The organism is Priestia sp. JV24 (genome assembly GCF_025910025.1).
In the GTDB taxonomy this organism is placed as follows: Bacteria; Bacillota; Bacilli; order Bacillales; family Bacillaceae_H; genus Priestia; species Priestia megaterium.
This window is the reverse complement of record NZ_JAPCIN010000024.1, coordinates 26,547-51,459: the sequence shown is the minus strand read 5'-3', so window position 1 is coordinate 51,459 and position 24,913 is coordinate 26,547. Positions and strand designations below refer to the sequence as shown.

Here is a 24,913-nt window from a genome sequence, read left to right as displayed (position 1 = left end):
GACACTAATTGTCCTTCACGCTGCCTTTTTTTTTAGATGATTTCATATAAAAATTCGCGAAGTTCCTGACCGTCTTCACTGTTTAATTTAAATACTTCTTCAAGATAGTTTGGTTCTTCAAGGTCATCTTGTCCAATGATGGCAAAGCGTCCTCCTTGAATATCAAGAACAACTTGTTTGCCATAATAACGGTCGGTTTGGATAATAGCTAAATCAAATCGTTGATTTTCGCCCATAAAGCTGACAAAACGGGTCTTTGTAGATACGACATCGTCATATAGATAAAAGCGTTCGCTCATAGGTATACTCCTTTCATAGGTTGTATTTGTATCATATCAAATAAGGTCAAAAACAAAAATGAATTTATCAAATGGATAATGGGTCATGATAAAATAGAACAGGAACCCCGTTTGTTTATGAAAAAAGATTTATAGAGAGCTGACAACTAGGGAGGAAATAATATGTACTTTGTAGATCGTGAAAAAATAGAAGCCACGCTTGTTTTTTTTGATGAGCACGTTCGTTTGTTTGCTGAGCATTCGAGCTGGAACACAGAAATAGAGAAAAAGGCATTAGAGAGAATTGTACATCTTTTAATTGAAAACGTTTTAGATGTAGGAAATGCAATGATTGATGGATTTATTATGAGAGATCCCGGCAGTTACGACGATATTATTGACATTTTAGTTGATGAGAAAGTGGTTAAAAAAGAGGAAGAAACGCCATTAAAAGAGATCGTTCAATTGCGTAAAAGCCTTGTTCAAGAATATGTGGATGTTAATCATCAGGATATTTATCAAAAAGTGATGCAGCATAAAGACGTACTGGCAGCATTTTCAGAGCGCGTAAGGACATATCTAGAGACAGAGTTAGGGCCTGTGTCTGCTTTTCGTAACTAAAGGCAAGCAAGTTGTAGTTGTATAAAAAATAAGCTATGATTTCAAGTATGAGACTTGAAAGGAGATCACACATAACATGAAGGAATATAAAGGATATTTGATTGATTTAGATGGAACAATGTACAAAGGAACAGAGCTAATTGCCGAGGCACGTGATTTTGTTATTAAATTAAAGGAAAAAGGAATTCCTTATTTATTTGTAACAAACAACTCAACAAAAACGCCCGATAAAGTAGCTGAAAAGCTAGAGGCATTTGGCATTCCTGCAACAGAAGAGCAAGTTTTTACAACGAGTCAGGCAACAGCTAATTATTTGCATGAACGCAAAGCAAACGCTTCAGCTTATGTAATTGGTGGAGAAGGAATCCGACATGCATTGCTTGAAAAAGGATTTACCATTGAAGAGGAAGATACGGATTTTGTAGTTGTTGGTTTGGATCAGGAAATTACATATGAAAAATTGGCAAAAGCATGTTTAAACGTTCGAAACGGCGCCTTTTTTGTTTCAACGAACGGAGATATTGCGATTCCTACTGAAAGAGGCTTACTGCCTGGTAATGGATCTATTACGTCCGTTATTACGGTTTCTACTCAAACAAATCCAGTATTTATTGGTAAACCAGAAAGTATTATTATGGAGCAAGCCCTTGAAGTCATCGGTACGCCAAAAGAAGAAACAATCATGATTGGTGATTACTATGATACAGATATTTTAGCAGGGATGAATGCAGGCTTAGATACATTATTAGTCCATACAGGGGTAACAACAAGAGAGTTACTAGAAGGATATGAGAAAAAGCCAACTTATACAGTAGATTCACTAAAAGAGTGGATGGAGCGAATTTAAAAAGCTGTCAATTGACAGCTTTTTTTGTTTTTAAAACCTATTCTTGACTGGCAGCCCGATGCGCTAACCGGCTAGAAGCAGCGGCAGCAATTGCGCCTACTAAATCATCTAAGAAAGTATGGCACTCTCCAGTAGATTTATCGTTTAATCTTTCTAAAATACCCGGCTTTTGTTTATCAATATACCCGTAATTGGTAAAGCCGATTGATCCGTACACATTTACAATCGATAATGCTAAAATCTCGTCGATACCGTATAAACCTTCGTCTTTCTCAAGAATATCCAACAGAGGCGGCTCAATCACTTTTTTTTCCGTGAGGACATCTAGTTGAATACCGGTTAAAATAGCATTTTGAACTTCTCGTTTAGAAATGACGCGCTCAACATTATATAAACAGTCTTCGATTGTTAAGTTTGGGTGATACTTTTTTTGCAAGTAATAGACCAGTTCAGCAATGTCTGTAAGAGCCACGCCGCGTTCTATTAACCATTCTCTTGCTTTTTTTTCTAACTCACTTTGTGTATGTTTTTTCTCCAAGTATCATCACCTGTTTTCTATATATTTTTAAGTCTAAAGTTGTTTCATACTACTAACCCGGAGTAAATAACTATAAATGGTGTATTTCTAATCTATTCATTCCTCCGTAAATATTATGACAAGTAATGTTGTTTTCCATCATATAATTTCTTGAATGAATGAAGAGAGGGATTAAAATGATACAAACCATTTATGAGCATTACGGATTACGTCCAAATGAATTTATGCCCGTAGGTAAATTTGAAGGTTTTCAGTATCGAGATATTTTATATACAATCATTAATGTAAAACAAATGGAACAAGACGAGTTAAATGAACTATATCAAATGAGTCAATTTTTGATGGGCCAAGGTGATCGCCATGTGGCAACATTTATGCCTAATTTGAATGGTGAAATGATTACAGAAACTGAAACTGAAAAATTTATCATTTGCCGCTGTCTTGCGGAAGAGAAAAACCCCAACTTTTCACCTGGGCACGAGCTAGCTGTTTTTCATCAAAAAGGGAGACTGTTTCCTTATGAAGTGGAAAAAGCAAACCGGCTAGGGCAATGGAAGTCCATGTGGGAGAAGCGTCTCGACCAGATGGAGCAATTTTGGTATGGAAGATTACGTGCTTTGCCTAATCAAGAGATGGAAAAACGTTTTTTAGAAACTTTTCCTTATTACCTAGGATTAACGGAAAATGCTATTCAATACCTAGTAGACACGGAAATTGACGATTTGCCTCGTTCAGTTGACGCTGCGACGATTTGTCATCATCGGTTCGGGCAAAAAACATGGGGGGAAGACCACGTTTACAAGCTCCCGGCAGACTGGGTTTTCGATCACCCTAGCAGAGATATTGCTGAATATATAAGGGAACAATATTTATTAACATACGCTGTCGATGAAAGGCACATGCATCAGTTTTTAAGTGAATACGAAAAGGTAAATCCGCTTTCTTCTTTTTCATGGAGACTGTTATATGCTAGACTTCTTTTTCCCGTTCATTATTTTGAGGTCATTGAAGGGTATTACAGTGTACAAGATGAGAGGCAAAAACAAAAGTATTATGAGAAGCTGGAAGGAGTATTAGCTCATTCTTCTCACTACGAAGCTTTTCTGAAGCGCTTTTACCAGTCGGTGGGTATTTCAACGTCTCGTTATCACATTCCTGAATTAACATGGATTCATTAAAAAGCGATTACTATAGAATATGATAAAATAGAAAAATAGGTGTTGGATAATCCAAACCTGTTTTTCTATTTTGTTTTTATGCATGCAGTTTAAAAAGGATAAAGAGGTGGCGTACATATGGACAAGCCGTTTGTATTTATTACGAGAAAAATACCGAATGAATTAATCGAACCTTTAAAGGCAGTAGCGAATGTAGAAATGTGGGATAAAGAAGATGAGGCAGTCCCTCATGAGCTGCTTTGTGAAAAAGCTAAGCACGCACATGCTCTATTAACAATGCTTTCAGATCGTATTGACGGTGAATTGCTTACGCAAGCTCCTCATTTAAAGCTTGTAGCTAACTTGGCGGTCGGATTCGATAATATTGATGTAGAAGCGGCAACTGAACGAGGAATTATCGTTTCTAATACCCCCGATGTTTTATCTGATACAACAGCGGATTTAACGTTTGGTTTATTAATGAGTGTAGCTAGACGTTTAGTAGAAGCTGCTGGATATGTGAAAGAAAATCAGTGGAAAAGCTGGAGTCCATTTTTGTTAGCGGGTAGAGATATTCATCATAAAACATTAGGTATTGTTGGAATGGGGAAAATTGGAGAGACGCTTGCGAAACGTGCTACAGGTTTTGATATGGAAATTCTGTACCACAACCGAAGCCGCAACCTTCAAGCAGAACAAAAGCTCGATGCAGTTTACTGTGAGTTAAATGAGCTGCTTGAACGATCTGATTTTATTGTTTGTTTGACACCATTAACCGACGAAACCAAACATTTATTTAATGCTGAAGCATTTGAACAGATGAAAACAACTGCAATTTTTATTAATGCTTCAAGAGGAGCAGTGGTTGATGAACAAGCATTGTTACATGCGGTTCAATCCGGTGAAATTGCTGGAGCTGGCTTGGATGTATTCGATCAAGAGCCTGTTTCTGCTTCTCACCCTCTTCTTCAATTGCCTAATGTTGTAGCTCTTCCTCATATCGGCAGTGCGAGTATTGAAACGCGCACGGAAATGATTTCTTTATGCGTAAAAAACATTAAAGCAGTGCTCACAAACGAGTCTCCTATTACAATTGTAAATAAAGAAGCGTTTGCGAAAAAATCATAATAAAAAAGGCAATTTCATTTCGGTGAAATTGTCCTTTTTTTATTAAAAAACAGGAGTAGCCATGTTATGATAATAAAATGAAATATTTTAAAAATTTACATTTATCTTTATATACCAATTTTTTTAACAAGTTTACGAGAAAAGATGGCAAGTAAACCTTGTAAAAAAGAAAAATAAGGTCTATAATGTCCTCTATAAGAGAACAAATGTATACGTAGAAAGAACACAGAGGTGAGGAATATGACAAAAAGTATTTCAGTAGGATTATTAGGATTAGGAACGGTAGGAAGCGGAGTAGTCAAAATTATTGAAAATCATCAGGATAAATTAAGTCATCAAGTCGGGTGTCCTGTAGAAGTTAAAAAAGTAGTAGTTAAAGATATTGATAAGAAACGTGACGTGGAGATCAGTGAAGATAAATTAACAACGAATGTTGAAGACGTTTTACATAACGCGGAGATTGACGTTGTCATTGAAGTAATGGGTGGCGTTGAAGAAACAAGAGATTATATCTTAACAGCTCTTCGTAATAAAAAGCATGTTGTAACGGCAAACAAAGATTTAATGGCGGTTTACGGCTCAGAATTGTTAACAGTAGCTTCTGAAAATAATTGTGATTTATTTTATGAAGCAAGTGTAGCTGGCGGTATTCCAATCCTTCGTGGATTAGCAGATGGGTTAGCATCTGATCGTATTACGAAGATGATGGGAATTGTAAATGGGACAACAAACTTCATTTTAACGAAAATGACAAAAGAAGGAAGCGCCTATGATGAAGTGTTAAAAGAAGCTCAGGATTTAGGATATGCTGAAGCGGATCCAACTTCTGACGTAGGTGGTTTAGATGCTGCTCGTAAAATGGCAATCTTGGCTACATTAGGATTTTCAATGAAAATTGACTTGGATGATGTTCGTGTTCAAGGTATTACAGAAGTAACGGAAGAAGACTTGCAATATAGTAAACAACTAGGCTATACGATGAAACTGATTGGATATGCACATCGTGACGGTGACAATGTAGAAGTTAGTGTTCAACCAACTCTTTTAGCAGATACACATCCTCTTGCTTCAGTAAGCGATGAGTATAACGCTGTATATGTATACGGAGAAGCTGTTGGAGAAACTATGTTCTATGGACCGGGGGCGGGAAGCCTGCCAACGGCCACTGCTGTCGTATCCGATTTAGTAGGTGTTATGAAAAACATGCGTTTAGGTGTGAATGGTAAAAGTGCGGTAACACCTCAGTATCCGAAACAGTTAAAAGCAGAAGATGAAATGTTCTCGAAACATTTCTTACGTATTCATGTTAAAGATCAGGTTGGAGCATTTGCAAAATTAACAACGCTATTTTCAGAGCGTGGCGTGAGCTTCGAAAAAATTATCCAACTTCCTGTGAAAGGAAGCGAATTAGCTGAGATTGTTGTAGTTACACACAAAACATCTCAAAAAGATTATGAGGAAATCCTTCAGCAGCTTCGGGATTTACCAATTGTAGAGAATGTAAAAAGCAGTTACCGCGTAGAGGGAGTTGGCACAGTATGATGTGGAAAGGTCTATTAGCTGAATATAAAGAATTTTTACCTGTAACAGAGAAAACACCTATGCTTACATTACATGAAGGAAATACGCCTTTAATTCATCTTGCTCAGTTATCAAAAGAGCTAGGCATTGATCTACATGTGAAAGTAGAAGGGTTAAATCCAACGGGGTCATTTAAAGACCGCGGAATGGTAATGGCTGTAGCAAAAGCAAAAGAAGAAGGAAGCAATACGGTTATTTGTGCATCTACAGGTAACACATCCGCAGCTGCAGCAGCTTATGCATCACGCGCTGGCATGCGCTGTATCGTTGTTATTCCAAATGGGAAAATTGCGATGGGGAAATTAGCTCAAGCTGTTATGTATGGTGCAGAAATTGTAGCAATTGAAGGAAACTTTGACCAAGCACTTTCTATGGTTCGTAAGCTGAGTGAAACATCACCGGTTGCACTTGTAAACTCTGTAAACCCATACCGTATTGAAGGGCAAAAAACAGCTTCTTTCGAGATTTGTGAACAGCTTGGAAAAGCGCCTGACGTTTTAGCTATCCCAGTGGGGAATGCAGGGAATATTACAGCTTACTGGAAAGGCTTCAAAGAATACAGTGAGCGTCACCAAACGTCTCTTCCTCACATGCACGGGTTTGAAGCAGAAGGTGCGGCGGCGATCGTGCGTAATCAAGTTATCGAAAATCCAGAAACAATTGCAACGGCTATTCGAATCGGAAATCCAGCAAGCTGGGATTATGCTGTAAACGCAGCAAAAGAATCAAACGGAAAAATTGATGAAGTAACAGATGAACAAATCTTAGAAGCATATCGTACAATTGCACGCAAAGAAGGTGTATTTGCAGAGCCAGGTTCTTGCGCTTCAATAGCTGGTGTGTTTAAAGATGTAGCTTCTGGTAAAATTGCAAAAGGTTCAACGGTTGTAGCTGTACTAACAGGTAACGGATTAAAAGATCCAAACGTAGCAATCGATGCTCATAATGTAAAGCCAGTGGTTTTACCAAATGATGAAGAAAAGGTATTTGAGTATATCCAAGGTGTCGTTGCTTCATGCTAGAAAATGAGCGTTTTGTCATTACGGTCCCAGCTAGCTCTGCTAATTTAGGGCCAGGATTTGATTCCATTGGAGTGGCTTTATCTCGCTACTTAAGATTAACAGTAGAGTGTCATGAGGAATGGATTTTTATCCCTGAAACGAAAGAAGTGCAAAGTATTCCTACAGGTACAGATAACTTAATGTATGAAGTGGCACAAGACGTGGCTCGTCAATTTAACATTGATCTTCCAAGTGCGAAGGTCTCTGTTTGGAGCAACATTCCATTAGCAAGGGGACTTGGAAGCAGCGCATCGGCTATCGTAGCTGGAATCGAGCTGGCCAATGTACTGTGTGACTTGCGTTTATCAAAAAGAGAAAAGCTTCGCATCAGCAGCTTAATGGAAGGGCATCCTGATAACGTCAGCCCCTCTATTTACGGCGGCATCGTTGTTGGTTACCATCATGAAAATGAAACATATATTGCTCAAATACCTGAATTTGATGTCGATATCGTGATGGCTATTCCAGAATATGAATTAAAAACAACCGATGCTCGTGATGTGCTGCCTTCCGATATTAATTATCGCCACGCAGTAGAAGCTGGGGCAATCGGGAACATGCTAGTAGCAGCCCTTTTAAATAAAGATTTACCTCTGGTAGGCGAATTTATGGAGAAAGATTTATATCACGAACCTTATCGTATGAGACTCGTGCCAGAGCTTTCTCTTGTGCGAAAAGAGGCAAAAGCTCTCGGCGCATACGGTGTGTCATTAAGCGGAGCCGGTCCGAGTGTATTATGTTTAGCACCAAAAGGAAAAGGAAAAGCGATTGCTGAACATATGTATGCTTTACTGCCGAACTGCGAAATAGATGTTTTACAAATTGATCGCAAAGGTGTATTTGTAGAAGCTGAAGTCACAACGAGTTAATAAAAAAATCCTCATTCATTTGAATGAGGATTTTTCATTCGCAAGCCCCAATAAAATGGGAGGTTGCTTTTATAATAAAATCAAAGAGATTAGAATACTTGTTCTACTTCGACTACACCAGGTACTTCTTCTAAAAGGGCACGTTCGATACCAGCTTTTAGCGTTATTGTTGAACTTGGGCAGCTTCCGCATGCGCCTAAAAGACGTAACTTTACAATACCATCCTCTACGTCTACTAGCTCACAGTCTCCACCGTCGCGAAGTAAAAACGGACGAAGTTTTTCCAATACTTCTTGAACTTGCTCGTGCATTTCTGACATAACTATCGACTCCTTTCTTCTACTCTTATTATAAACGGTCTTTCATGAAAAATCTATCGGAGTATACATCGTAATGTTACCTTAAAAGAAAAAGATGTGCAATGAATCAGTTTTGTGTAAAATAGTATTCATAATGAAGTAAAAGTGTGAATAATCGTACAGTTTGAATGTAAAGATTCAAGGGGGATGTGCTATGCAATCAACTGAGGTAGAAGTGTGTATTTATGGAGCTGAAATTGTTTGTGCAAGCTGCGTTAACCTGCCGTCTTCAAAAGACACCTATGATTGGCTAGAGGCAGCTATTTCTCGTAAATATCCGAATCAGCCGTTTGCTATCACGTATGTAGATATAAACGAGCCACATACGGATCTGGAAAAAGCAGCTTTTGCCAAGCGTGTGATTGAAGAAGATTTATTCTATCCTGTAGTGGTCATTAACGGAGAAATTGTTGGGGAAGGCAACCCGAAATTAAAGCGCGTATTTGAGGAAATGGAGAAGTATGGTTTCTGCGCATTATAATGAAAAAAGCCGTTAGATTGTCAGTCATCTAACGGCTTTTATTTTATCCACTATGGTGTTTATACATCCAAAGAATACCTGATTTTAATAATCGAGCTACGCGTCCTGTAATTGGCCGTTCGGCAACTAAGCCAAATCCATGCTTTTTGCCTAATGAACCAAGTATGCCTTTTAATTTAATAGTTGGCAATTCATCCGGAAGCGCTTCGCCTTTCCAGCGGTGAAGAAGTACTTGCACGATTTGTTCAGCCTGACCTTCTGCCAGCTGAGCGCTTGGTGCATGCGGTAGGCTTGCACAATCACCTAAAATGTAGACATTTTCGTCGTCAGGCAAGTTATGGTATTTCGTTAAGACGACGCGTCCTTGAGGGTCTTTTTCTACGTCTAAATCGCGTACCACTTTATTTGGCTGGATACCTGCTGTCCACACGATTGCATCGCTTTGAATGGGCTCATCATGATTATAAAGAATGTTCGGTTCTACTTTTGTAATATTAGCACTATTTACGATTTCAACACCGTTTGAAGTAAACCAAGTTTGAACGTAGTTACTTAAACGTTCTGGGAAAGCAGACAAAATTAATTTACCGCGGTCAAATAAGATGATTTTTAAATCGGGGCGGCTTTCTCTTAGCTCGCTTGCTAGTTCTACTCCGCTTAACCCAGCTCCTACAATTGAAACAGTAGCGTGGGCTGGCAAGTTGTTTAATGTCTGATAAGTTGCTCGTGAAGCATCAATGGATTGAATGCTGTATGTATGCTCAAGAGCTCCGGGAACTCCATGATATTTATCTTCGCATCCAAGTCCTACAATCAGGTCATCATAAGCGATCATTTGATCATCCACATAGACACATTTCTCTTTTAGGTCTATGCGTTTTACACAGCCGTAGCGAATCTTTAAGCGAGGGTGTTCAGGAAAAGCAACACGAACATGCTGATCAGAAATTGTTCCAGCTGCAAGTGCATAGAATTCAGTTTTTAGTGAGTGATAAGGTGCTTTGTCAATAAGCGTTACTTCTACATCGTTAGGCAATTGATTCGGAAAAAGGCGTTGCAAAACGCGCATACCACCGTATCCGCCGCCCAGTATGACAAGGTTCTTCATGTGAATTTCCCCTTTAGCTTCATGCATTTTTGTTTTCTCTCTATTATTCTTGCTTTTGAGAATAGGAGAGTACAAATTACCGTTAATAAGGATGGTTGCCAAAAAGATATGAAAGGCTATATAAGATAACATATTTTACTTAAATAATAATTTAATATAACCTCGTTTGGTTTTCTATACATAAAAGTATAACTAAATTAATAAAAAACCACAATATGTTTCAACATAATTTAAAGCTATCCCTGTAATAAAGCTTTATTTATACGTTTTTTTGAAAAAGTCTGTGAAGCTAAAAAGCGTGCGCAACATGAACGTGAATTTCCAAAGTTGACGTTGAAAATGAAAGGAGATAGGATAAACTAATAGTAGAGAGGTGAAAAACGTGATACAGCCAATTATTGAATTTTGCGTTAGTAATTTAGCCAGTGGTTCTCAAGGAGCTTTAGAAAAGCTTGAAAAAGATCCAAATCTAGATATTATTGAATACGGATGTTTAGGTTATTGCGGGAAATGTTCACAATCTTTATTTGCCTTGGTAAACGGAGAGATTGTTACAGCGGAAACACCTGAACAGTTAGTGGATAATATTTATATTCATTTAGAAGAAAACCCAATGTTTTAAACTATCCCCGCTGTCGTATCTCTTTTTATCAGGAGAGGGACATGAGGCTAATAGAATAGATGATGTAAGCACGGCTAGTCTTGCCGTGCTTTTTTATGCGATTTTGCGCAAATATCTGCGTTTTAACCATCCTCTTTGCAATCATAAAGCTTCTTTAGTTTTTTAATACTCCAAAGGAGGACAAAATAAAAAACCCCTTAATCTTTATGATTAAGGAGCTAAAAAAACGGGGGATGATATTATTGTGTACAAAAGAGAATCACTTTATACTAGAGCTACATAAAAAAATAATGGGTGATAATATGAAAAAATTTCAGTTTACAAAAATGCATGCACTTGGCAACAACTATATCTACGTAAATATGTTTGAAGAACATATAGAAGAGCAAGAGTTAGCACCGCTTGCTGTAAAAGTCTCAAATGTTCATACGGGAATTGGATCGGATGGAATGATTCTTATTTGTCCATCTGAACGTGCAGATGTGAAAATGCGCGTATTTAATAATGACGGCTCGGAAGCAAAAAACTGCGGAAACGGTTTAAGATGTGTAGCTAAATATGCATATGAACATAATTTAGTAACAAGCGAAAGATTTTTTATCGAAACGCTTTCTGGAGTTGTAGAAGCAACGGTGCATCCGCAGGGAAATGAAGTTCCAGAAGTGACAATCGATATGGGAGCACCTATTTTAGCTAGAGAACAAATTCCAATGACGGGAGCAAGCCAAGACCAAGTCGTTAATGAAGAGATGGAATTTGGAAAAGAACGGTTAAAAGGGACGGCTGTATCAATGGGAAATCCTCACGTTGTCTTTTACGTAAATAATATTGAACAAGCGCCTCTTACTACATTAGGGCCTGTGGTTGAAAAAGATTCGCGTTTTCCAGAAGGAGTGAACGTTGAATTTGTCGAGGTAGTGAACGAAAGAGAGCTGAATTTTCGTGTATGGGAAAGAGGTTCGGGTATCACTCAAGCATGTGGAACCGGAGCATGTGCTGCTGTTGTTTCGTCTGTATTAAATGAGAAGACGAAAAAAGATGTTCCTACTGTCGTACACCTCGCTGGAGGAGATTTAACGATTGTTTGGCAAAATAAAGGCAATGTATTAATGACAGGTCCAGCCAATGTGATTTGTGACGGCGCGTATTATTATTAAAAAATGAAGAAGCAGACGATTTGTCGTCGCAGACATTTCGTCGTATACTAAACAAAAAAGGAGGTCTGTTTAAAAATGAGTCAGGATATCCTAACAATTACAGAAGCTGCAAGCTTTCAAATAAAAGATATGATGAAAGAACATGAAGAAGAAAATGCTTATTTACGTGTTAATGTAAATGGAGGAGGCTGTTCAGGTCTTTCTTACGGCATGGGTTTTGCTCACGAAGTAAATGAAAACGATACGCTGTTTGAACAACATGGCATTAAGATTCTTGTAGATAGCGAAAGTGCTCCAATTTTAAAAGATGTAAAAATTGATTACAAGCAATCTATGCTAGGCGGAGGGTTTACAATTGATAACCCAAACGCCATTGCAGCATGCGGCTGCGGCTCTTCTTTCCGTACAGCAAGCAACGCAGGTGCTCCTGAAGAGTGCTAAATATATTTTTATCAAGAAGCTTTCTTCACATCATCTGGTGAAGAAAGCTTTTTTAGTGAGAAATTTTTGTATGTTACATCATCTGTCAAATATGTTGACTGAATAATCAGTCTTTTTTATACTCAATAAAAAAGAGGAGATGAACGGATTTGATAGATGCGCCTCGTTACGACGCGGAACAAGTAGGAGGTTACGGAAGTTTTCGTAAAAAAAATACCCTGCCTATTCTATGGAAGGGGTTTATAAACTGGTTAAAACTTGAAAGTAGCAAAATGGAGTCTAAGGATGTAAAAAGTATTCATTTTAGTGAATCGTATTTATTTGTTCAGCATTTGCCTTTTTCCTCAGGTGAAGCCTGTCATCAAAACTCGTCCTCTGCGCCTCTTAACCATTCTGAACCTTACATTCGCTATTATGAAAATGCTAACGCATCTCTGGCTGAAAGCTACGGAGCAGTTGAAGGAGAGCATATTCTGCTGATTGAACGTATTGCCGGTCAATCAGAGGTAGTAAAATATTTAAGCAAGCTCGAAGGTTTGAAGACCTACAGGATGAGCGTAACTAGTCAAGAAGGAAACCATTCCTTTTATGAAATCTGTTTAATAAGCAGTGATGCGGAAATGATGAGTGAAATCATTCATCGAATGGTTACACCAATCCAGCAATGAAAAAAAGCAGGCTCTCGCCTGCTTTTTTTATGAGAACATTGACGTACTGTGCATAGGCTGTAAGCGAGCCTTTGGATCAATGTATGCTTTAGCGTTATTAACGGCAGTGGGACCTTCGCCAAATCCTGCCACGATGAGTTTTACTTTTCCATCATATGTGCAGACATCACCTGCTGCATAGATGCCAGGAATGTTTGTTTCTTGCTTTGAGTTAACAACAATTGCATTTTTTTCTAAATCTAAGTCCCATTCTTTAATTGGACCTAGAGAAGAAACAAATCCAAAGTTTACAATAACATCATCTACGTCTACTACTGTCTTTTCTTCACCTTTTGTGTTTTCTAACACAACTTGTGTAATACGGTCATCTCCAACAAATTCAACCGGTACATACGGTGTTTTAATATCAACTGATGAATTATGCAAGTTTTCTACGCTGTGTTCATGAGCGCGGAACTTGTCTCGGCGATGCGTTAACGTTACTTTTTCTGCGATCGGCTCTAACATAAGAGACCAGTCTACAGCAGAATCCCCGCCCCCGCATACTAATACTTTGCGGCCTTTGAATTTATTCATATCATCCACAAAATAATGAAGGTTCGTTTGCTCGAACTGTTCTGCGTTTTCTAGCTCGATTTTACGGGGCTTAAATGCACCGTTTCCAGCCGTAATAATAATTGTTTTTGAATAGTGAACTTCAGAATTAGTAGTTAATCGAAATACGCCGTCCGCTTGTTTTTCTACCTTTTCTACGGCTTGCTCTAGTGCAACTGCAGGTTTAAATTGATCCATTTGCTCTTTTAGGTTATTGACTAATTCTTGAGCGCGTACTTTTGGAAAACCAGCTACGTCATAGATATATTTTTCAGGATATAAAGCAGAAAGCTGTCCACCAAGCTGTGGTAAGCTTTCAATAATTTTTACGCTCGCTTGACGCATACCGCCATAAAATGCTGTAAATAAGCCTGTAGGGCCGCCTCCGATGATGGTAATATCATATACTTGTTTATCTTCTTTCATTTATAATCACCTCTAGATTGTTCTGTGCCAATGCATATTCTACTTTATGATAGCATAGTAAATTATAAAATATCATTAAAACACGCTGGAATGTTTGAGAAACTTTCTCAACTTAAAGAGCAGTATTTGTAATCATTAACATAAACACGCGTTTTGGTCAAATATAAAACTGGGTATACAGGAAAGTAATTGAAAATTAAAAAGCTTGTAAATACAAAGTGAAGGGTTGAAAAACCGATTAAAAAAGCATAAGATGTTTGTGTAAATCAAGCTAGGACTTACGCTTACATTTTTTTAAAAAAGAAAAAATGTATTTTTTTAAAAAAGAACGTGAAGTGATTCACATTGTTTTTTTATGTGAATAATAAATGGATAGCGATGATCGTTCTTGCTCAAACTAACATAAAAAAGCAAACTAAATAAAATTGCTCTTATCATTATATTTGTAAGACATACTTGTGACTATAACTAAAAAAGGTGGATGACATTCCTATGAAAAAGCCTAAAATCGTCATTTTGGGTGCCGGGTATGGCGGCATTATGACCATTGTTAATTTACAAAAGAAGCTAGGTGCTAGTGATGCGGAAATTGTTTTGGTAAATAAAAACGATTACCATTACGAAACGACATGGCTTCATGAAGTATCAGCAGGTACAATTCATCAAGATCGCTCTCGTGTTCCTGTTAAAAATTTAATTAACACAAATAAGGTTACATTTATCAAAGACACGGTCGTAGATATTAAGTTAGATGAAAAGCGTGTTCTTCTTGAAAACAGTGAGCTAACGTACGATTATTTAGTTGTTGCTTTAGGGTATGAAGCAGAAACTTTCGGAATTAAAGGTTTAAAAGAACATGCATTTACCATTACGAGCATTAATGCAGCACGTCAAATTCGTGAGCATATTGATTATGTGTTTGCGACGTACAACAATGAAGTGGAAAAAAGAGACGAACTTCTGACCATTATTGTTGGGGGTGCTGGCTTTACCGGCATTGAATTTGTGGGAGAATTAGCAAATCGAGTCCCTCAACTTTGCAAAGAGTTTGATATTCCGCGTGAAAAAGTACGCGTTATTTGTGTAGAAGCAGCGCCTACGGCTTTGCCAGGTTTTGATCCAGAACTTGTAGAATATGCGGTAACACAACTAGAACGAAAAGGAATCGAGTTCAAGATCGGAACAGCGATTAAAGAGTGTACAGAAGAAGGAATTGTTGTATCAAAAGATGACCAAGTAGAAGAAATCAAATCAGCAACAGTTGTATGGGCTGCGGGTGTTCGAGGCAGTCATGTGATTGAAAAAGCTGGATTTGAGAACATGCGCGGACGTGTAAAAGTAAGCAATAGCTTGCTGGCACCAGGGCATGAAGATGTGTTTGTTATTGGAGATTGTTCACTAATGATTAACCCTGAAACAGAACGTCCTTATCCGCCAACAGCTCAAATTGCTATGCAGCAAGGCGGTACCTGCGCTGAAAATATTAGCCGTTTGATGAAAGGTCAAAAAGAATTAAGCGAGTTCAAACCAGATATTAAAGGAACGGTATGTTCGTTAGGGCATGATGACGCAATTGGCGTTGTATACGGTCGGAAACTATTTGGTTCAAGCGCATCTTTTATGAAAAAAGTTGTTGATAATCGCTCGCTTTTCCTTCAAGGCGGAGCAGGTCTTGTATTGAAAAAAGGAAAATTTAATTTCTTTTAAAACAAAAAGCAAAAGGTCTTTAAGCCTTTTGCTTTTTTGGTATTAACTTACTTTTCTGTGATTGACGCCTTCATTACTCTTAAGTAAACTGAGAGTATAAAGAATAACGGAGGCGAAAAGCAATGGAAATGAGTGTGCCTGTACTAATTATCTCCATCTTGTTGTTTTTTGTTTTGTTTTTTGGAATCGGTTTCTTATTGAATATGCTGCTTCGCATGTCTTGGATTATGGCCATTATTTATCCCGTGATTTTTATTTTTATTATTGATGATGTAAGAGCGGTTGATTACATTCAACATCCCGCTCACTCCTTTCAGCAGCTAGGGACAAAAGTGCTATCTTTAGCCACAGCTGACATTGCGATTTTAATGGCTGGTTTTATAGGTGCACTAGCTTCAGGCATTACCATTAAATCTTTACGAACAAGAGGGTACCAAATGTTTTAAATGTAAATTCTTCTCGCAAACGAATAATTTGTTTTTATGTTGGAAACAAATAGATTCGTGAGAGGAGTTGTGGAAATCACAATGATTGGAAAAATAGCAAAGCGATTCATTATGTGCCTACTACTGGTCGGAGCGCTGTTTACAACATATGAAGCAATTACTGGCGTCCCAATAACCACAGTCATCAAATATATGCCTTTTATAAACAGTACAGGGCATCCTCTAATGAATGAAAGGCTCTTGCCATCATTTCTAAAACCACTAAGAGCTGAAGCGGCTAGCAATGACAAAGAGCGTCTGACGATTGAAGAAGCATTTGATTGGTCGCGTTATCCAACGAAGAATGTATTGGCTACGGGTTACACAGCTGGTTACGAATCAACTGGGAAAAATCCCAATCATCCAGGGTACGGTATTACATATTCGGGCGTTAAAGTAAAACGTGACTTGTATTCAACCATCGCTGCTGATTTAACCATATTTCCAATCGGCACGATCTTGTTTATTCCGGGCTATGGCTATGGAGTGGTAGCAGATAAAGGTGGGGCTATTAAAGGCAATCATCTTGATTTATATTTTGAGACTGTTTCCGATGTGTACAACATATGGGGTAAAAAAGAATTAAACGTCTATGTAGTGAAATCAGGGGACGGCCGCTTAACTGAAGAAGAGTTAACGATGCTGAATGAAAAGAAGTCGATGCAGGTTTTTCGCCAGCAGGTAAAATAAACGAGAAACACATGAAGAACTCTTCATGTGTTTTCTTATGTTTTATGGCCATATATAATACGTTACAAAAGCAACTGCTATCCCTGTTAAGGCTCCAAAGAAAACTTCGATAGGCTTATGTCCAAGCAGCTCTTTTAGCTTCACTTGTTTTTCGTCTTCTTCATTGGTCGTCCACAGCTTTGCCTCTTTTACCGCGCGCTGAAAGTCTTCAACTAAACGATTTAAAACCGTTGCTTGCTCTCCTGCGTGTCTTCTTACTCCTTTAGCATCGAACATGACAATAATGGCAAAAATAGCGGAGAGAGCAAAAATAGGGGATTTAAGACCTTCTGCTAGCCCAATGGCAGTGGCTAAGGAAGTTACTGCTGCGGAGTGAGAGCTTGGCATACCTCCCGTACTAAAAAATAAGCTGCCGTCTATTTTCTTAGTAGCTACAAAAGAAAGGGGAATCTTAATAAATTGAGCAAAGAAAATAGCGATTAATGAACTCCAAAGTGGAAAATTTGAGAATAACTCCATTGAGACGTCCTCCCTCAACTTAAAATGTCTGAAAAGCTAAACCCATATGATGAAAAAAGCGGTAGATGAAAGTATATGTGTGAAACTAAGGTTTTTGAACTGTGATTAAAAATTGTATTTCTGCTATCATATGTATATAGATGAAAACAGTGGTGAATATGATATATATTCCACTTGCTGAATAGATTAAACAAAGCAGATGATAAATAAAAATAAAATCTCTATACGTAAAAGGGAGGAATTTTATGTTTTCGCATGTAGAAACATTTGGTGTTGATCATCAAACAGAAGCGCTCGTAATTGGGTTATTTAATCAAAACCAACAGTTTGAAGGCCTTCTAAAAGAAATTGATGAAGCTTTAGGTGGACAGCTGATTCATTTGATTAAAGAAGGGGATATACGTGTACAAGAAAAACGTATATCAACGATTCATACACTAGGAAAATTAGGAGCAAAACGTCTTTATTTTGTAGGGCTCGGACGAAAGCAAGCGTTAACTAAAAATGGGCTCAAAGAGAGCTTTGGGCTGTTATTTAAAAAGTTAAAAGAAGCGAAGATTTCAAACGCATCGGTCGCCCTTCCTACATTTGATACAGGAGCGTGGCCAGAGCAAGAAACTGCAGCTTTATTAGGAGAAGCTCAACAGCTTGCTATGTACGAGTTTGAAAACTACAAAAAGAAATCAAACGAACCTGATAAGCAGCTGGAGAAAATTCAACTGTTTTCTTTTTATAAAGACGTTGTACAATCTGCTTTGGTTGGATATACGTATGGAAAAGCAACAAACTCAGCGCGCACCCTTGTTAACTTACCAAGCAATATGCTAACGGCTACAGATTTAGCTAATTATGCAGTAGAAATGGCACATACATATGGTTTTGAATATGAAATTTTAGAAAAAGAAGAGATGGAAACATTGGGAATGGGCGCACTGTTAGCAGTTAATCAAGGTTCCGCAGAGCCTCCTAAAATGATTGTGCTGAAATATCAAGGAAAAGAAAAATGGGAGGACGTTATTGGGTTAGTAGGAAAAGGGATTACCTTTGACACAGGTGGTTACTCTATTAAATCTAAAGACGGGATTGTAGGTATGAAAACAGATATGGGCGGAGCTGCATCTGTTCTTGGTGCAATGGAAGCGATTGGAGAATTAAAACCTCATCAAAACGTAGTAGCTGTCATTCCATCAACTGACAACGTTATTAGCGCACGTGCTTTTAAGCCAGATGACGTAATTACAGCAATGAATGGAAAGACAATAGAAGTACTGAATACAGATGCTGAAGGGCGTTTAGCGTTAGCTGATGGTATCTCCTATGCCAAACACCACGGAGCAAATTATTTAGTAGACGTGGCGACATTAACGGGTGGTGTAATTGTAGCTCTTGGTACACATACAACGGGGGCAATGACGAATGATTCTGCTTTATTGCAGAAAATAGAAAAAGCGAGCATTGAGACAGGCGAACCGATTTGGGAGCTGCCTATTACAGAACGAGACAAAAAGCGTGTTCGGGGAAGTAAGGTAGCAGATTTAAATAACTCTCCTGGACGAGAGGGGCACGCAATTATGGCAGGAACCTTTATTGGTGAGTTTGCAGAGCAAACACCATGGGTTCACTTGGATATTGCTGGAACTGCAACATCCGCTGCTTCTCATGAGTTAGGACCTTCAGGTGCAACAGGCGTGATGGTGCGAACACTAGCTGCAATGGTTTGTTCATTTGAAGCCAATTAATGAAAAAAGTATAGCAGGGATAGAAAGAAACGTAAAAAGAAGCATCGATGATGCTTCTTTTTTAATATGTTTACATAATGTTTTTTCTTTTTAGTAAGAAAAGATTATTTAGAAAAATCCTTATATCGTTAAGGGTGTAGAGAAGTTAAACAAACGTTTATTTAGTAAGACGATTGACTTTTTTTCTATACCTAATATAATGAACATGTTGTTTATCTCTCTAATGTTTTAATGAGATAAAGTAAAAAGAAAAATGGAGGTTTCAAAATGAATGCAGTATTAATAGCTGTGCTCGTGATGCTGATTTTGAGCTTATTGCGTATCAACGTTGTCTTTTCTTTAGCAGTCGGAGCGTTAATTGGAGGACTTGTTGGCGGTATCAGCCTCACAGATACAGTAAGTATATATACAGATGGTCTTGGAAACAGTGCTTCTGTTGCATTAAGCTATGCTTTGCTTGGAGGATTTGCAATGGCTGTTTCGCGGACAGGGCTGCCTGATGCCGTTGTTCAACTAGCGTTAAAAATAGTAGGGAAAGAAGGAGAAACGAAAAAGAAGTCACTGTCAAAAGTACTGATCTTATTGATCATCCTTATTATTTCATGTTTTTCTCAAAACGTTATTCCGGTTCACATTGCATTTATTCCGCTTTTAATTCCACCTCTATTAAAAGTATTTAATCAGTTAAAAATCGATCGCCGATTAGTCGCAACCGTTATTACGTTTGGACTGGTTACACCTTATATGTATTTGCCCGCAGGATTCGGTAAGATTTATCACGATATTTTATTTACTAACATCAAAGAAAGTGGACTAACGATTGATAAAGGAGATATTACCGCAGCGATGGCTCTGCCAGCTTTAGGAATGATAGCGGGCTTATTGTTTGCTGTTTTTATTTCATACCGCAAACCACGTCGGTATGAAGACATTGACATTGATCAAGGTGCAGAAGAGAGTACAGGTTATACAACAAGAGGCATTATTATAGCTTTGGTTGCGATTGTAGCAGCTTTAACTGTGCAGCTCTTAGTGGATTCTATGATTTTTGGAGCGCTGGCAGGAATTGTTGTACTTTACTTCAGCGGAGCTTTGAAGTGGAGTGAAGCAGATCCAGTATTAACAAACGGAATGAGAATGATGGCTTTCATTGGATTCGTTATGCTGTCAGCCTCTGGTTTTGCAAAAGTTCTTCAAGAAACTGGAGACGTAGAAGCGCTTGTAAAAGATTCTGTTGCTCTTATTGGCGGAAACCAAATGCTGGGGGCATTTCTTATGCTTGTCATCGGGCTTTTAGTCACAATGGGCATTGGTTCTTCTTTCTCTACCATTCCAATTATCGCGACGATTTTTGTTCCTCTTTGCTTAGAACTTGGTATGAGTCCAATAGCGACGATTTGTATTGTTGGTACAGCAGGAGCGCTTGGAGACGCTGGTTCACCAGCTTCCGACAGTACGCTTGGACCCACATCTGGATTAGCAGTCGATCGTCAGCATGATCATATTTGGGATACGTGTGTACCAACTTTTCTTCACTATAACATTCCACTCATTATTTTTGGATGGATTGCCTCGGTTATCTTGTAAATAGAGGTCTATAATGAAAAAAGCAGCCGATCAAAACCGGCTGCTTTTTTTCATGCTTGAGAAAGAGTAGAAGCAGTGCTGTCACAAGTTCCTAATGCTTGCTCTACAGCCTGAAGAGATTGCTCAATACGTTCACGATTTGAATCTTTCTCTACTGTTTGAAGAGCTTGTTCAAGGCTTGCTTTTGCCTGATTTAATGACGTACAAGAATCCTGCACGTAACCTCTAGCGTTTTTAGACATTCTTCTTCCTCCTAACTAACCAAAAATGAGAATCAATAAGTAGTATGAGTAATTTGCAGGGAATTATGAGGAGAAATAATAAAAAGGATTAACTCTTATGAAAGGAGTTAATCCTGTCAGCCTAACTGTTTAAATTGGTTGGAATGTAGAATTTCAAGCACTTTCTTATCAAGCTCCTTAATTTTCTTTACAGCCAAATTATATTCCATTTCACGGTAATGGTGTTTGCCGCCTGGCTCTTCATCAGCTTCATCAGCTAGTTTGACTACTTTTTGAAGAGGGCGTTGTTGAATGGTTCCTTCAGGTAAATATGAGTCTGTGTGTAGTAAAATAGCTAAGGCAATTTCTTTTGCTGCCTGAGGTTCCTCACCTAAACGAATGAGTAATTTATGTGCACGTTCAGCACCTTTAATAGCGTGAATATCATTTTGACGATACTTCTCATAATCCCACTGACCATTTGTGTACCATTCGTAGTGGCCAATATCATGAAGCAGCGCTGCTTTTGTAGCTAAATCGGGGTTTACATTATGCTGGACAGATAGACGAAAAGCATGATAGGCGACGGATACAGCATGCGCAACGCCAGATCGAGTTAAATATTTTTGAGCGATAGGATGCGTGAAAATTTCTACTAGTGTAACATGTCTCATCATGTCATCCCTCCTAAAGAAAAAATATATTTCCAAATACAATATCATATTTATTTCCTAAATACAATTATCGTGTAATTTGTTTTTACATCCAAAAATGGCATATATTATAATATTCGAAACAAAACAACATGTACATCTTTTTTAAAAGAAAATAAGACTTTTTTCCTTGTGTTTTACCATTTAATATTTAACGAAACGTGACAGCAGTTAAATTGGTTATCGGGATGAATAAACGTAATTTTAATATAGTCTGGCGTATAAAAAACATCAATTTTTGCCTTAACGCCCGTTGAAAGAATGAGTCTTTTTACTTCACTCATTTTAGATTCTTGAGCAGCAGCTTTTATTTTTTTTATTAAAGCTGGCGAAGTATTAGCTCTTTGAATAAATATGGTGGCGCTTTGCATGGTAGAGGGAATCACTTTAAGAGATTGCTGGAAAGTCGCTATGTCCGCCTCAGGTAAGCTAGGTACCCTGTATGTATAAGGGTGAGGCATGTAGTACGATGGCCAATAGTAAGACAAGGGAGCAAATGGTTTCATATAAGAATCCTCCTAAAAAACGGATTTTTATTATGTATATGTAGAGGGTTCGTATATGTTGTAGCAAAACCGTTATTGTATACTAGATACAAAGGGAGGTATGGATATGAAAACAAAAGATACGCTGTTAGAAGCATTAGGAATTGAGATTATTAGCGCAAGTGAACAGAGAGTGGAAGCGACGATGCCTGTTGATGAGCGAACGCGTCAGCCATTCGGGCTTTTGCACGGAGGAGCATCGGTGGCGTTAGCCGAAACTGTGGCTAGTCTAGGTGCTATTAAAAGTGTAGATATTGAAAAAGAAATCTGCGTGGGTTTAGAGATTAATGCCAATCATATCAAAGGGAAAAAAGACGGAATCGTTACAGCTATAGGCGTTCCTTTACATAAAGGAAAAAAAACAGCGGTTTGGGAAGTGAAAATTCAAGATGAAGAAGAGAATTTAATCTGTATATCCCGATGCACGCTTGCTATTCTGCCTAAAGCTTAAATATAAGAAAGGCTTAGTCTAAAAAGGTGTGAGGTATGCTTTTGGAGTCGGGAGGGAGCCGCCTCACACACTGATGTGAGAGCTTAAAGAGAATTGGGAAGAGCGGATACATAAAAAAGTGAAAAAATAGGTAAAAAAAAGAAGCGAAATTATGTCTATTCGTGACAGTTACCCTGCGCATAGAGACATGCTCTAGAATATAGTAGTAGTAAAGTATTCTTTTTATTCAGCAACTAGAATATTCATAATATTAAAAATAAGAACAGAAAATAGACCTTCCGATTGTTCAATCGTGCTATAATAGCATTAATATAGTAGGGCGGTTTATTTTACAAAGGGGTGATAATATTGGATAAGAACTCTCAGTATTTATTCATTGATTTTGAATTTACAATGCCAGAGTATAAAGGTTTTCCAAAAGGCTTTTTTCCGGAAATCATTGAAGTTGGTTTGGTGTTTGTTAAAAATCAAGAAATCATTGATCGTTTCTCCTCTTACGTACAGCCTACACACTTTACAAAATTAACTGAGCGCTGTAAATCATTTCTCCATATCGAACAAAATCAAGTAAATGAAGGAATTACGCTAGAGCAGCTTGTACAGCGACTGGGCATGTATAAAAACAGCACGATTATTACATGGGGGAACATGGATATGAAAGTATTAAGGCAGTGCTGTCAAAAAAATAAGGTGCCTTTTCCTTTTACAGGTAAAGAAATTGATCTTTCGATGGAGTATAAGCGCTTTTTTGGAGATCAAAATCAAACCGGCCTTTGGAAAGCTGTGCAAGAGTATGGTAAAGAAGGAACTGGAAAGCACCACTGCGCGCTTGATGATGCGATGACTACACTCAACATCTTTAAGCTTGTAGAAAAAGATAAGAGGTACCTTCAAAAGCCGGAGCCAACGACCATAGGAGATCGAATCGATTTTTCAAAAGTATTAAATAAATTTGCATTATAAAAGCCAAATCACTTCTATGTGAATTTGGCTTTTTGCTTAATGAATACCGTACTCTTTTTTTAACTCTTCTAAACAGGAAATACTTGCTTGAGCAAAAGCGCTATCTTTGCCTTGTTGTTCAGCTATCTTTAATTCAAGGGCTTTTTTTAGTGAATGCTTATAATCAGGAACGCTGTCTTCATAGAGATGAACCATTTTTTGAGGAATGTTTGCCTGCTCTCGAAAAGCAAGTGCTTTTCGCTCGTGAAAAAAAGGTACGTCCACTTGTCCAGGATTATGTAAGTCACCTTGTTCTGGGTGCTTCAACACAGCTTGAATTCGTACAACATAATGCAGATCTCGAACTTGTGTAATTTCACCGATGTATTTCCCGGTTTTATAAAGTGCCGTAACGGTTTGACCAATTGTAAATGTCATATTGCCAGATCTCCTTTAAGTAAAGTGTTTATTATAAACAGTATAAATCAAAACCCACTACCGTTTCTATGAAAGGATGTTGTACATGATGAATTTAATGTTTTTGCTTTATTTTCCGGAAGATAAAACAGAATATATTCCTGCTTTTGCTACAATGGCGATTTTTGTACTAGCAGCAGTTGCAGTCTGGCGGTTCATCATCAAGGTGTCTAAAAAAGAAGAAGAAAAAACGAAGGAATTAGAAGCAAAGCTGAAAGAACAAGAAAATAAGAAGTCACTCTAATGAAATGCAAATAAAATGTAAGCGTTTAAAATGATATGTTGCTGGACAATCTATGGAAAGACATCTAAAACTTTCGCTAGTGCATATGCGATTGGAGGGCAACATGAAAAAACTACTACTCATTGGAACCGTGCCTTTTTTCTTGTTAACGGGGTGTATGGAAAAAGAAATATCCAATAAAGAAGTCAAATTCTATAACGCAGATGGAGATAGCATCGGTACAGTCAAGTTGAAAGAGCAGGCTGATGGAATTGAGTTTACTTACGATTTAAGCGGACTTCCACCTGGGGAACACGGCGTACATATTCATGAAATGGGAATTTGCAAAGCTCCTAACTTTAAAAGTGCAGGAAATCACCTTGATCCTGATAAAAAGAAACACGGACTGTTAAATCCAAAAGGACCGCATTTAGGCGATATGAAAAATATTGTGGTAGAAGACGATCAGACGTATAAAGGAACGGATATGGTTCCTCAAGTCACGTTAAAAGAAGGAAAGACATCTCTCGTTAAGCGTATGGATGGTTCCTCCCTTGTTATTACCGAACAAGGTGATGACGGAATGACAGAGCCATCAGGTAATTCTGGAAAGCGAATCGCGTGTGGAATTATTTCAAAAAAACATTAAAAACAGCGTTCTTTCGTGAGAAAGAACGC

At 38.0% G+C, this 24,913-nt stretch carries 31 protein-coding genes; 21 read left to right on the top strand and 10 right to left on the bottom strand.

The window, feature by feature from the left end; translation table 11 throughout:
- Positions 1-32 precede the first annotated feature (32 nt).
- Entirely contained in the window at positions 33-299 is a 267-nt protein-coding gene (locus tag OK414_RS25900) for a DUF3055 domain-containing protein (protein ID WP_013059634.1), read from the bottom strand.
- Between the two features lie 162 nt (positions 300-461).
- Here OK414_RS25900 and OK414_RS25895 point away from each other — a divergent pair, with 162 nt between their 5' ends.
- Both OK414_RS25895 and OK414_RS25890 read left to right on the top strand, forming a co-directional pair.
- On the top strand, positions 462-899 hold the full coding sequence (locus tag OK414_RS25895) for a DUF86 domain-containing protein (protein ID WP_013085332.1): 438 nt from the start codon (positions 462-464) through the stop codon (positions 897-899).
- 76 nt (positions 900-975) lie between these two features.
- The gene (locus OK414_RS25890; RefSeq protein ID WP_013059632.1) at positions 976-1,746 is read left to right on the top strand and encodes a TIGR01457 family HAD-type hydrolase; all 771 of its coding nucleotides are present in this window, start codon (positions 976-978) and stop codon (positions 1,744-1,746) included.
- A 37-nt stretch (positions 1,747-1,783) separates the two neighbouring features.
- Here OK414_RS25890 and OK414_RS25885 read toward each other — a convergent pair whose 3' ends face one another.
- Positions 1,784-2,284 (bottom strand): phosphatidylglycerophosphatase A, encoded by a 501-nt coding sequence (locus OK414_RS25885; protein WP_013059631.1) that lies wholly within the window; start codon positions 2,282-2,284, stop codon positions 1,784-1,786.
- Between the two features lie 176 nt (positions 2,285-2,460).
- Between OK414_RS25885 and yutH the strand changes: the two genes are divergently transcribed.
- From yutH to thrB, 5 genes are all read left to right on the top strand, one after another.
- Complete coding sequence (gene yutH / locus OK414_RS25880; protein ID WP_034648503.1) at positions 2,461-3,462, top strand: spore coat putative kinase YutH; 1,002 nt, start codon at positions 2,461-2,463, stop codon at positions 3,460-3,462.
- 117 nt (positions 3,463-3,579) lie between these two features.
- The gene (locus OK414_RS25875) at positions 3,580-4,569 is read left to right on the top strand and encodes a 2-hydroxyacid dehydrogenase (protein ID WP_047931101.1); all 990 of its coding nucleotides are present in this window, start codon (positions 3,580-3,582) and stop codon (positions 4,567-4,569) included.
- 240 nt (positions 4,570-4,809) lie between these two features.
- Entirely contained in the window at positions 4,810-6,111 is a 1,302-nt protein-coding gene (locus OK414_RS25870; protein ID WP_013059628.1) for a homoserine dehydrogenase, read from the top strand.
- On the top strand, positions 6,111-7,172 hold the full coding sequence (gene thrC, locus OK414_RS25865; protein ID WP_026106720.1) for a threonine synthase: 1,062 nt from the start codon (positions 6,111-6,113) through the stop codon (positions 7,170-7,172). The genes OK414_RS25870 and thrC overlap by 1 nt, the downstream gene beginning before the upstream one ends.
- On the top strand, positions 7,166-8,080 hold the full coding sequence (thrB, locus tag OK414_RS25860; RefSeq protein WP_013085327.1) for a homoserine kinase: 915 nt from the start codon (positions 7,166-7,168) through the stop codon (positions 8,078-8,080). The genes thrC and thrB overlap by 7 nt, the downstream gene beginning before the upstream one ends.
- A gap of 89 nt (positions 8,081-8,169) precedes the next feature.
- Here the strand turns inward: thrB and OK414_RS25855 are convergent, their stop codons facing one another.
- The gene (locus tag OK414_RS25855) at positions 8,170-8,400 is read right to left on the bottom strand and encodes a NifU family protein (protein ID WP_013059625.1); all 231 of its coding nucleotides are present in this window, start codon (positions 8,398-8,400) and stop codon (positions 8,170-8,172) included.
- A gap of 193 nt (positions 8,401-8,593) precedes the next feature.
- Between OK414_RS25855 and OK414_RS25850 the strand changes: the two genes are divergently transcribed.
- Positions 8,594-8,920, top strand: a complete 327-nt coding sequence (locus OK414_RS25850; RefSeq protein WP_216875691.1) for a YuzD family protein — start codon at positions 8,594-8,596, stop codon at positions 8,918-8,920.
- Between the two features lie 43 nt (positions 8,921-8,963).
- Here OK414_RS25850 and OK414_RS25845 read toward each other — a convergent pair whose 3' ends face one another.
- On the bottom strand, positions 8,964-10,028 hold the full coding sequence (locus OK414_RS25845; protein ID WP_013085326.1) for an NAD(P)/FAD-dependent oxidoreductase: 1,065 nt from the start codon (positions 10,026-10,028) through the stop codon (positions 8,964-8,966).
- 382 nt (positions 10,029-10,410) lie between these two features.
- Here OK414_RS25845 and OK414_RS25840 point away from each other — a divergent pair, with 382 nt between their 5' ends.
- The 4 genes from OK414_RS25840 to OK414_RS25825 all read left to right on the top strand — a co-directional run bounded on the left by OK414_RS25840 (position 10,411) and on the right by OK414_RS25825 (position 12,916).
- Positions 10,411-10,650 carry a YuzB family protein gene (locus tag OK414_RS25840; RefSeq protein ID WP_047931145.1) on the top strand — a complete coding sequence of 80 codons (240 nt, stop codon included), beginning with the start codon at positions 10,411-10,413 and terminating at the stop codon, positions 10,648-10,650.
- Between the two features lie 302 nt (positions 10,651-10,952).
- A complete protein-coding gene (dapF, locus tag OK414_RS25835; RefSeq protein ID WP_026106717.1) occupies positions 10,953-11,807 on the top strand; it encodes a diaminopimelate epimerase in 855 nt (284 codons plus the stop codon).
- Positions 11,808-11,882: 75 nt separating this feature from the next.
- Positions 11,883-12,248, top strand: a complete 366-nt coding sequence (locus tag OK414_RS25830; protein ID WP_013059620.1) for a HesB/IscA family protein — start codon at positions 11,883-11,885, stop codon at positions 12,246-12,248.
- Positions 12,249-12,397: 149 nt separating this feature from the next.
- Positions 12,398-12,916: a hypothetical protein gene (locus OK414_RS25825; RefSeq protein WP_263045906.1), complete on the top strand. Its 519-nt coding sequence runs from the start codon at positions 12,398-12,400 to the stop codon at positions 12,914-12,916.
- 27 nt (positions 12,917-12,943) lie between these two features.
- Here OK414_RS25825 and OK414_RS25820 read toward each other — a convergent pair whose 3' ends face one another.
- Entirely contained in the window at positions 12,944-13,936 is a 993-nt protein-coding gene (locus OK414_RS25820) for an NAD(P)/FAD-dependent oxidoreductase (RefSeq protein ID WP_013085323.1), read from the bottom strand.
- Between the two features lie 492 nt (positions 13,937-14,428).
- On the opposite strand from OK414_RS25820, the gene OK414_RS25815 reads away from it, so the two are divergent.
- The 3 genes from OK414_RS25815 to OK414_RS25805 all read left to right on the top strand — a co-directional run bounded on the left by OK414_RS25815 (position 14,429) and on the right by OK414_RS25805 (position 16,818).
- Complete coding sequence (locus tag OK414_RS25815) at positions 14,429-15,643, top strand: NAD(P)/FAD-dependent oxidoreductase (RefSeq protein WP_013085322.1); 1,215 nt, start codon at positions 14,429-14,431, stop codon at positions 15,641-15,643.
- A 122-nt stretch (positions 15,644-15,765) separates the two neighbouring features.
- The gene (locus OK414_RS25810; RefSeq protein WP_013059616.1) at positions 15,766-16,089 is read left to right on the top strand and encodes a YuiB family protein; all 324 of its coding nucleotides are present in this window, start codon (positions 15,766-15,768) and stop codon (positions 16,087-16,089) included.
- 81 nt (positions 16,090-16,170) lie between these two features.
- On the top strand, positions 16,171-16,818 hold the full coding sequence (locus OK414_RS25805; RefSeq protein WP_013085320.1) for a 3D domain-containing protein: 648 nt from the start codon (positions 16,171-16,173) through the stop codon (positions 16,816-16,818).
- 42 nt (positions 16,819-16,860) lie between these two features.
- On the opposite strand, the gene OK414_RS25800 is transcribed toward OK414_RS25805, so the two are convergent.
- Positions 16,861-17,337 carry a divergent PAP2 family protein gene (locus OK414_RS25800; RefSeq protein WP_034648525.1) on the bottom strand — a complete coding sequence of 159 codons (477 nt, stop codon included), beginning with the start codon at positions 17,335-17,337 and terminating at the stop codon, positions 16,861-16,863.
- Between the two features lie 245 nt (positions 17,338-17,582).
- Here OK414_RS25800 and OK414_RS25795 point away from each other — a divergent pair, with 245 nt between their 5' ends.
- Positions 17,583-19,076 (top strand): leucyl aminopeptidase, encoded by a 1,494-nt coding sequence (locus OK414_RS25795; RefSeq protein ID WP_034648527.1) that lies wholly within the window; start codon positions 17,583-17,585, stop codon positions 19,074-19,076.
- A gap of 267 nt (positions 19,077-19,343) precedes the next feature.
- On the top strand, positions 19,344-20,663 hold the full coding sequence (locus OK414_RS25790) for a Na+/H+ antiporter family protein (protein ID WP_016765810.1): 1,320 nt from the start codon (positions 19,344-19,346) through the stop codon (positions 20,661-20,663).
- Positions 20,664-20,713: 50 nt separating this feature from the next.
- Here OK414_RS25790 and OK414_RS25785 read toward each other — a convergent pair whose 3' ends face one another.
- The 3 genes from OK414_RS25785 to OK414_RS25775 form a co-directional block, all read right to left on the bottom strand.
- Positions 20,714-20,905, bottom strand: coding sequence for a hypothetical protein (locus OK414_RS25785; RefSeq protein WP_016765809.1), 192 nt, complete (start codon positions 20,903-20,905; stop codon positions 20,714-20,716).
- 116 nt (positions 20,906-21,021) lie between these two features.
- Positions 21,022-21,558, bottom strand: coding sequence for an HD domain-containing protein (locus OK414_RS25780; protein WP_016765808.1), 537 nt, complete (start codon positions 21,556-21,558; stop codon positions 21,022-21,024).
- Positions 21,559-21,734: 176 nt separating this feature from the next.
- Positions 21,735-22,103 carry a hypothetical protein gene (locus OK414_RS25775; RefSeq protein WP_016765807.1) on the bottom strand — a complete coding sequence of 123 codons (369 nt, stop codon included), beginning with the start codon at positions 22,101-22,103 and terminating at the stop codon, positions 21,735-21,737.
- Positions 22,104-22,209: 106 nt separating this feature from the next.
- Between OK414_RS25775 and OK414_RS25770 the strand changes: the two genes are divergently transcribed.
- Both OK414_RS25770 and kapD read left to right on the top strand, forming a co-directional pair.
- Positions 22,210-22,593 (top strand): hotdog fold thioesterase, encoded by a 384-nt coding sequence (locus OK414_RS25770; protein WP_013085313.1) that lies wholly within the window; start codon positions 22,210-22,212, stop codon positions 22,591-22,593.
- Between the two features lie 348 nt (positions 22,594-22,941).
- Positions 22,942-23,556, top strand: a complete 615-nt coding sequence (gene kapD, locus OK414_RS25765) for a 3'-5' exonuclease KapD (protein ID WP_013085312.1) — start codon at positions 22,942-22,944, stop codon at positions 23,554-23,556.
- A gap of 36 nt (positions 23,557-23,592) precedes the next feature.
- Here kapD and OK414_RS25760 read toward each other — a convergent pair whose 3' ends face one another.
- A complete protein-coding gene (locus tag OK414_RS25760) occupies positions 23,593-23,973 on the bottom strand; it encodes a kinase-associated lipoprotein B (protein ID WP_016765806.1) in 381 nt (126 codons plus the stop codon).
- 85 nt (positions 23,974-24,058) lie between these two features.
- On the opposite strand from OK414_RS25760, the gene OK414_RS25755 reads away from it, so the two are divergent.
- Positions 24,059-24,256, top strand: a complete 198-nt coding sequence (locus OK414_RS25755) for a hypothetical protein (protein ID WP_034648533.1) — start codon at positions 24,059-24,061, stop codon at positions 24,254-24,256.
- Between the two features lie 103 nt (positions 24,257-24,359).
- On the top strand, positions 24,360-24,884 hold the full coding sequence (locus OK414_RS25750; RefSeq protein ID WP_034648536.1) for a superoxide dismutase family protein: 525 nt from the start codon (positions 24,360-24,362) through the stop codon (positions 24,882-24,884).
- Positions 24,885-24,913 lie beyond the last annotated feature (29 nt).

Excerpts from the sequence above, each read along its gene's own strand:
- OK414_RS25890 (WP_013059632.1), top strand. The coding sequence starts at position 976 with ATGAAGGAATATAAAGGATATTTGATTGATTTAGATGGAACAATGTAC.
- OK414_RS25805 (WP_013085320.1), top strand. The coding sequence starts at position 16,171 with ATGATTGGAAAAATAGCAAAGCGATTCATTATGTGCCTACTACTGGTC.
- OK414_RS25900 (WP_013059634.1), bottom strand. The coding sequence starts at position 299 with ATGAGCGAACGCTTTTATCTATATGACGATGTCGTATCTACAAAGACC.
- thrC (WP_026106720.1), top strand. The coding sequence starts at position 6,111 with ATGTGGAAAGGTCTATTAGCTGAATATAAAGAATTTTTACCTGTAACA.
- OK414_RS25780 (WP_016765808.1), bottom strand. The coding sequence starts at position 21,558 with ATGAGACATGTTACACTAGTAGAAATTTTCACGCATCCTATCGCTCAA.
- OK414_RS25850 (WP_216875691.1), top strand. The coding sequence starts at position 8,594 with ATGCAATCAACTGAGGTAGAAGTGTGTATTTATGGAGCTGAAATTGTT.
- OK414_RS25830 (WP_013059620.1), top strand. The coding sequence starts at position 11,883 with ATGAGTCAGGATATCCTAACAATTACAGAAGCTGCAAGCTTTCAAATA.
- OK414_RS25845 (WP_013085326.1), bottom strand. The coding sequence starts at position 10,028 with ATGAAGAACCTTGTCATACTGGGCGGCGGATACGGTGGTATGCGCGTT.
- OK414_RS25870 (WP_013059628.1), top strand. The coding sequence starts at position 4,810 with ATGACAAAAAGTATTTCAGTAGGATTATTAGGATTAGGAACGGTAGGA.
- OK414_RS25875 (WP_047931101.1), top strand. The coding sequence starts at position 3,580 with ATGGACAAGCCGTTTGTATTTATTACGAGAAAAATACCGAATGAATTA.
- OK414_RS25815 (WP_013085322.1), top strand. The coding sequence starts at position 14,429 with ATGAAAAAGCCTAAAATCGTCATTTTGGGTGCCGGGTATGGCGGCATT.
- OK414_RS25755 (WP_034648533.1), top strand. The coding sequence starts at position 24,059 with ATGATGAATTTAATGTTTTTGCTTTATTTTCCGGAAGATAAAACAGAA.
- OK414_RS25855 (WP_013059625.1), bottom strand. The coding sequence starts at position 8,400 with ATGTCAGAAATGCACGAGCAAGTTCAAGAAGTATTGGAAAAACTTCGT.
- OK414_RS25760 (WP_016765806.1), bottom strand. The coding sequence starts at position 23,973 with ATGACATTTACAATTGGTCAAACCGTTACGGCACTTTATAAAACCGGG.
- yutH (WP_034648503.1), top strand. The coding sequence starts at position 2,461 with ATGATACAAACCATTTATGAGCATTACGGATTACGTCCAAATGAATTT.
- OK414_RS25795 (WP_034648527.1), top strand. The coding sequence starts at position 17,583 with ATGTTTTCGCATGTAGAAACATTTGGTGTTGATCATCAAACAGAAGCG.
- OK414_RS25800 (WP_034648525.1), bottom strand. The coding sequence starts at position 17,337 with ATGGAGTTATTCTCAAATTTTCCACTTTGGAGTTCATTAATCGCTATT.
- OK414_RS25750 (WP_034648536.1), top strand. The coding sequence starts at position 24,360 with ATGAAAAAACTACTACTCATTGGAACCGTGCCTTTTTTCTTGTTAACG.
- OK414_RS25810 (WP_013059616.1), top strand. The coding sequence starts at position 15,766 with ATGGAAATGAGTGTGCCTGTACTAATTATCTCCATCTTGTTGTTTTTT.
- OK414_RS25820 (WP_013085323.1), bottom strand. The coding sequence starts at position 13,936 with ATGAAAGAAGATAAACAAGTATATGATATTACCATCATCGGAGGCGGC.
- OK414_RS25790 (WP_016765810.1), top strand. The coding sequence starts at position 19,344 with ATGAATGCAGTATTAATAGCTGTGCTCGTGATGCTGATTTTGAGCTTA.
- OK414_RS25895 (WP_013085332.1), top strand. The coding sequence starts at position 462 with ATGTACTTTGTAGATCGTGAAAAAATAGAAGCCACGCTTGTTTTTTTT.
- OK414_RS25785 (WP_016765809.1), bottom strand. The coding sequence starts at position 20,905 with ATGTCTAAAAACGCTAGAGGTTACGTGCAGGATTCTTGTACGTCATTA.
- dapF (WP_026106717.1), top strand. The coding sequence starts at position 10,953 with ATGAAAAAATTTCAGTTTACAAAAATGCATGCACTTGGCAACAACTAT.
- OK414_RS25775 (WP_016765807.1), bottom strand. The coding sequence starts at position 22,103 with ATGAAACCATTTGCTCCCTTGTCTTACTATTGGCCATCGTACTACATG.
- thrB (WP_013085327.1), top strand. The coding sequence starts at position 7,166 with ATGCTAGAAAATGAGCGTTTTGTCATTACGGTCCCAGCTAGCTCTGCT.
- OK414_RS25770 (WP_013085313.1), top strand. The coding sequence starts at position 22,210 with ATGAAAACAAAAGATACGCTGTTAGAAGCATTAGGAATTGAGATTATT.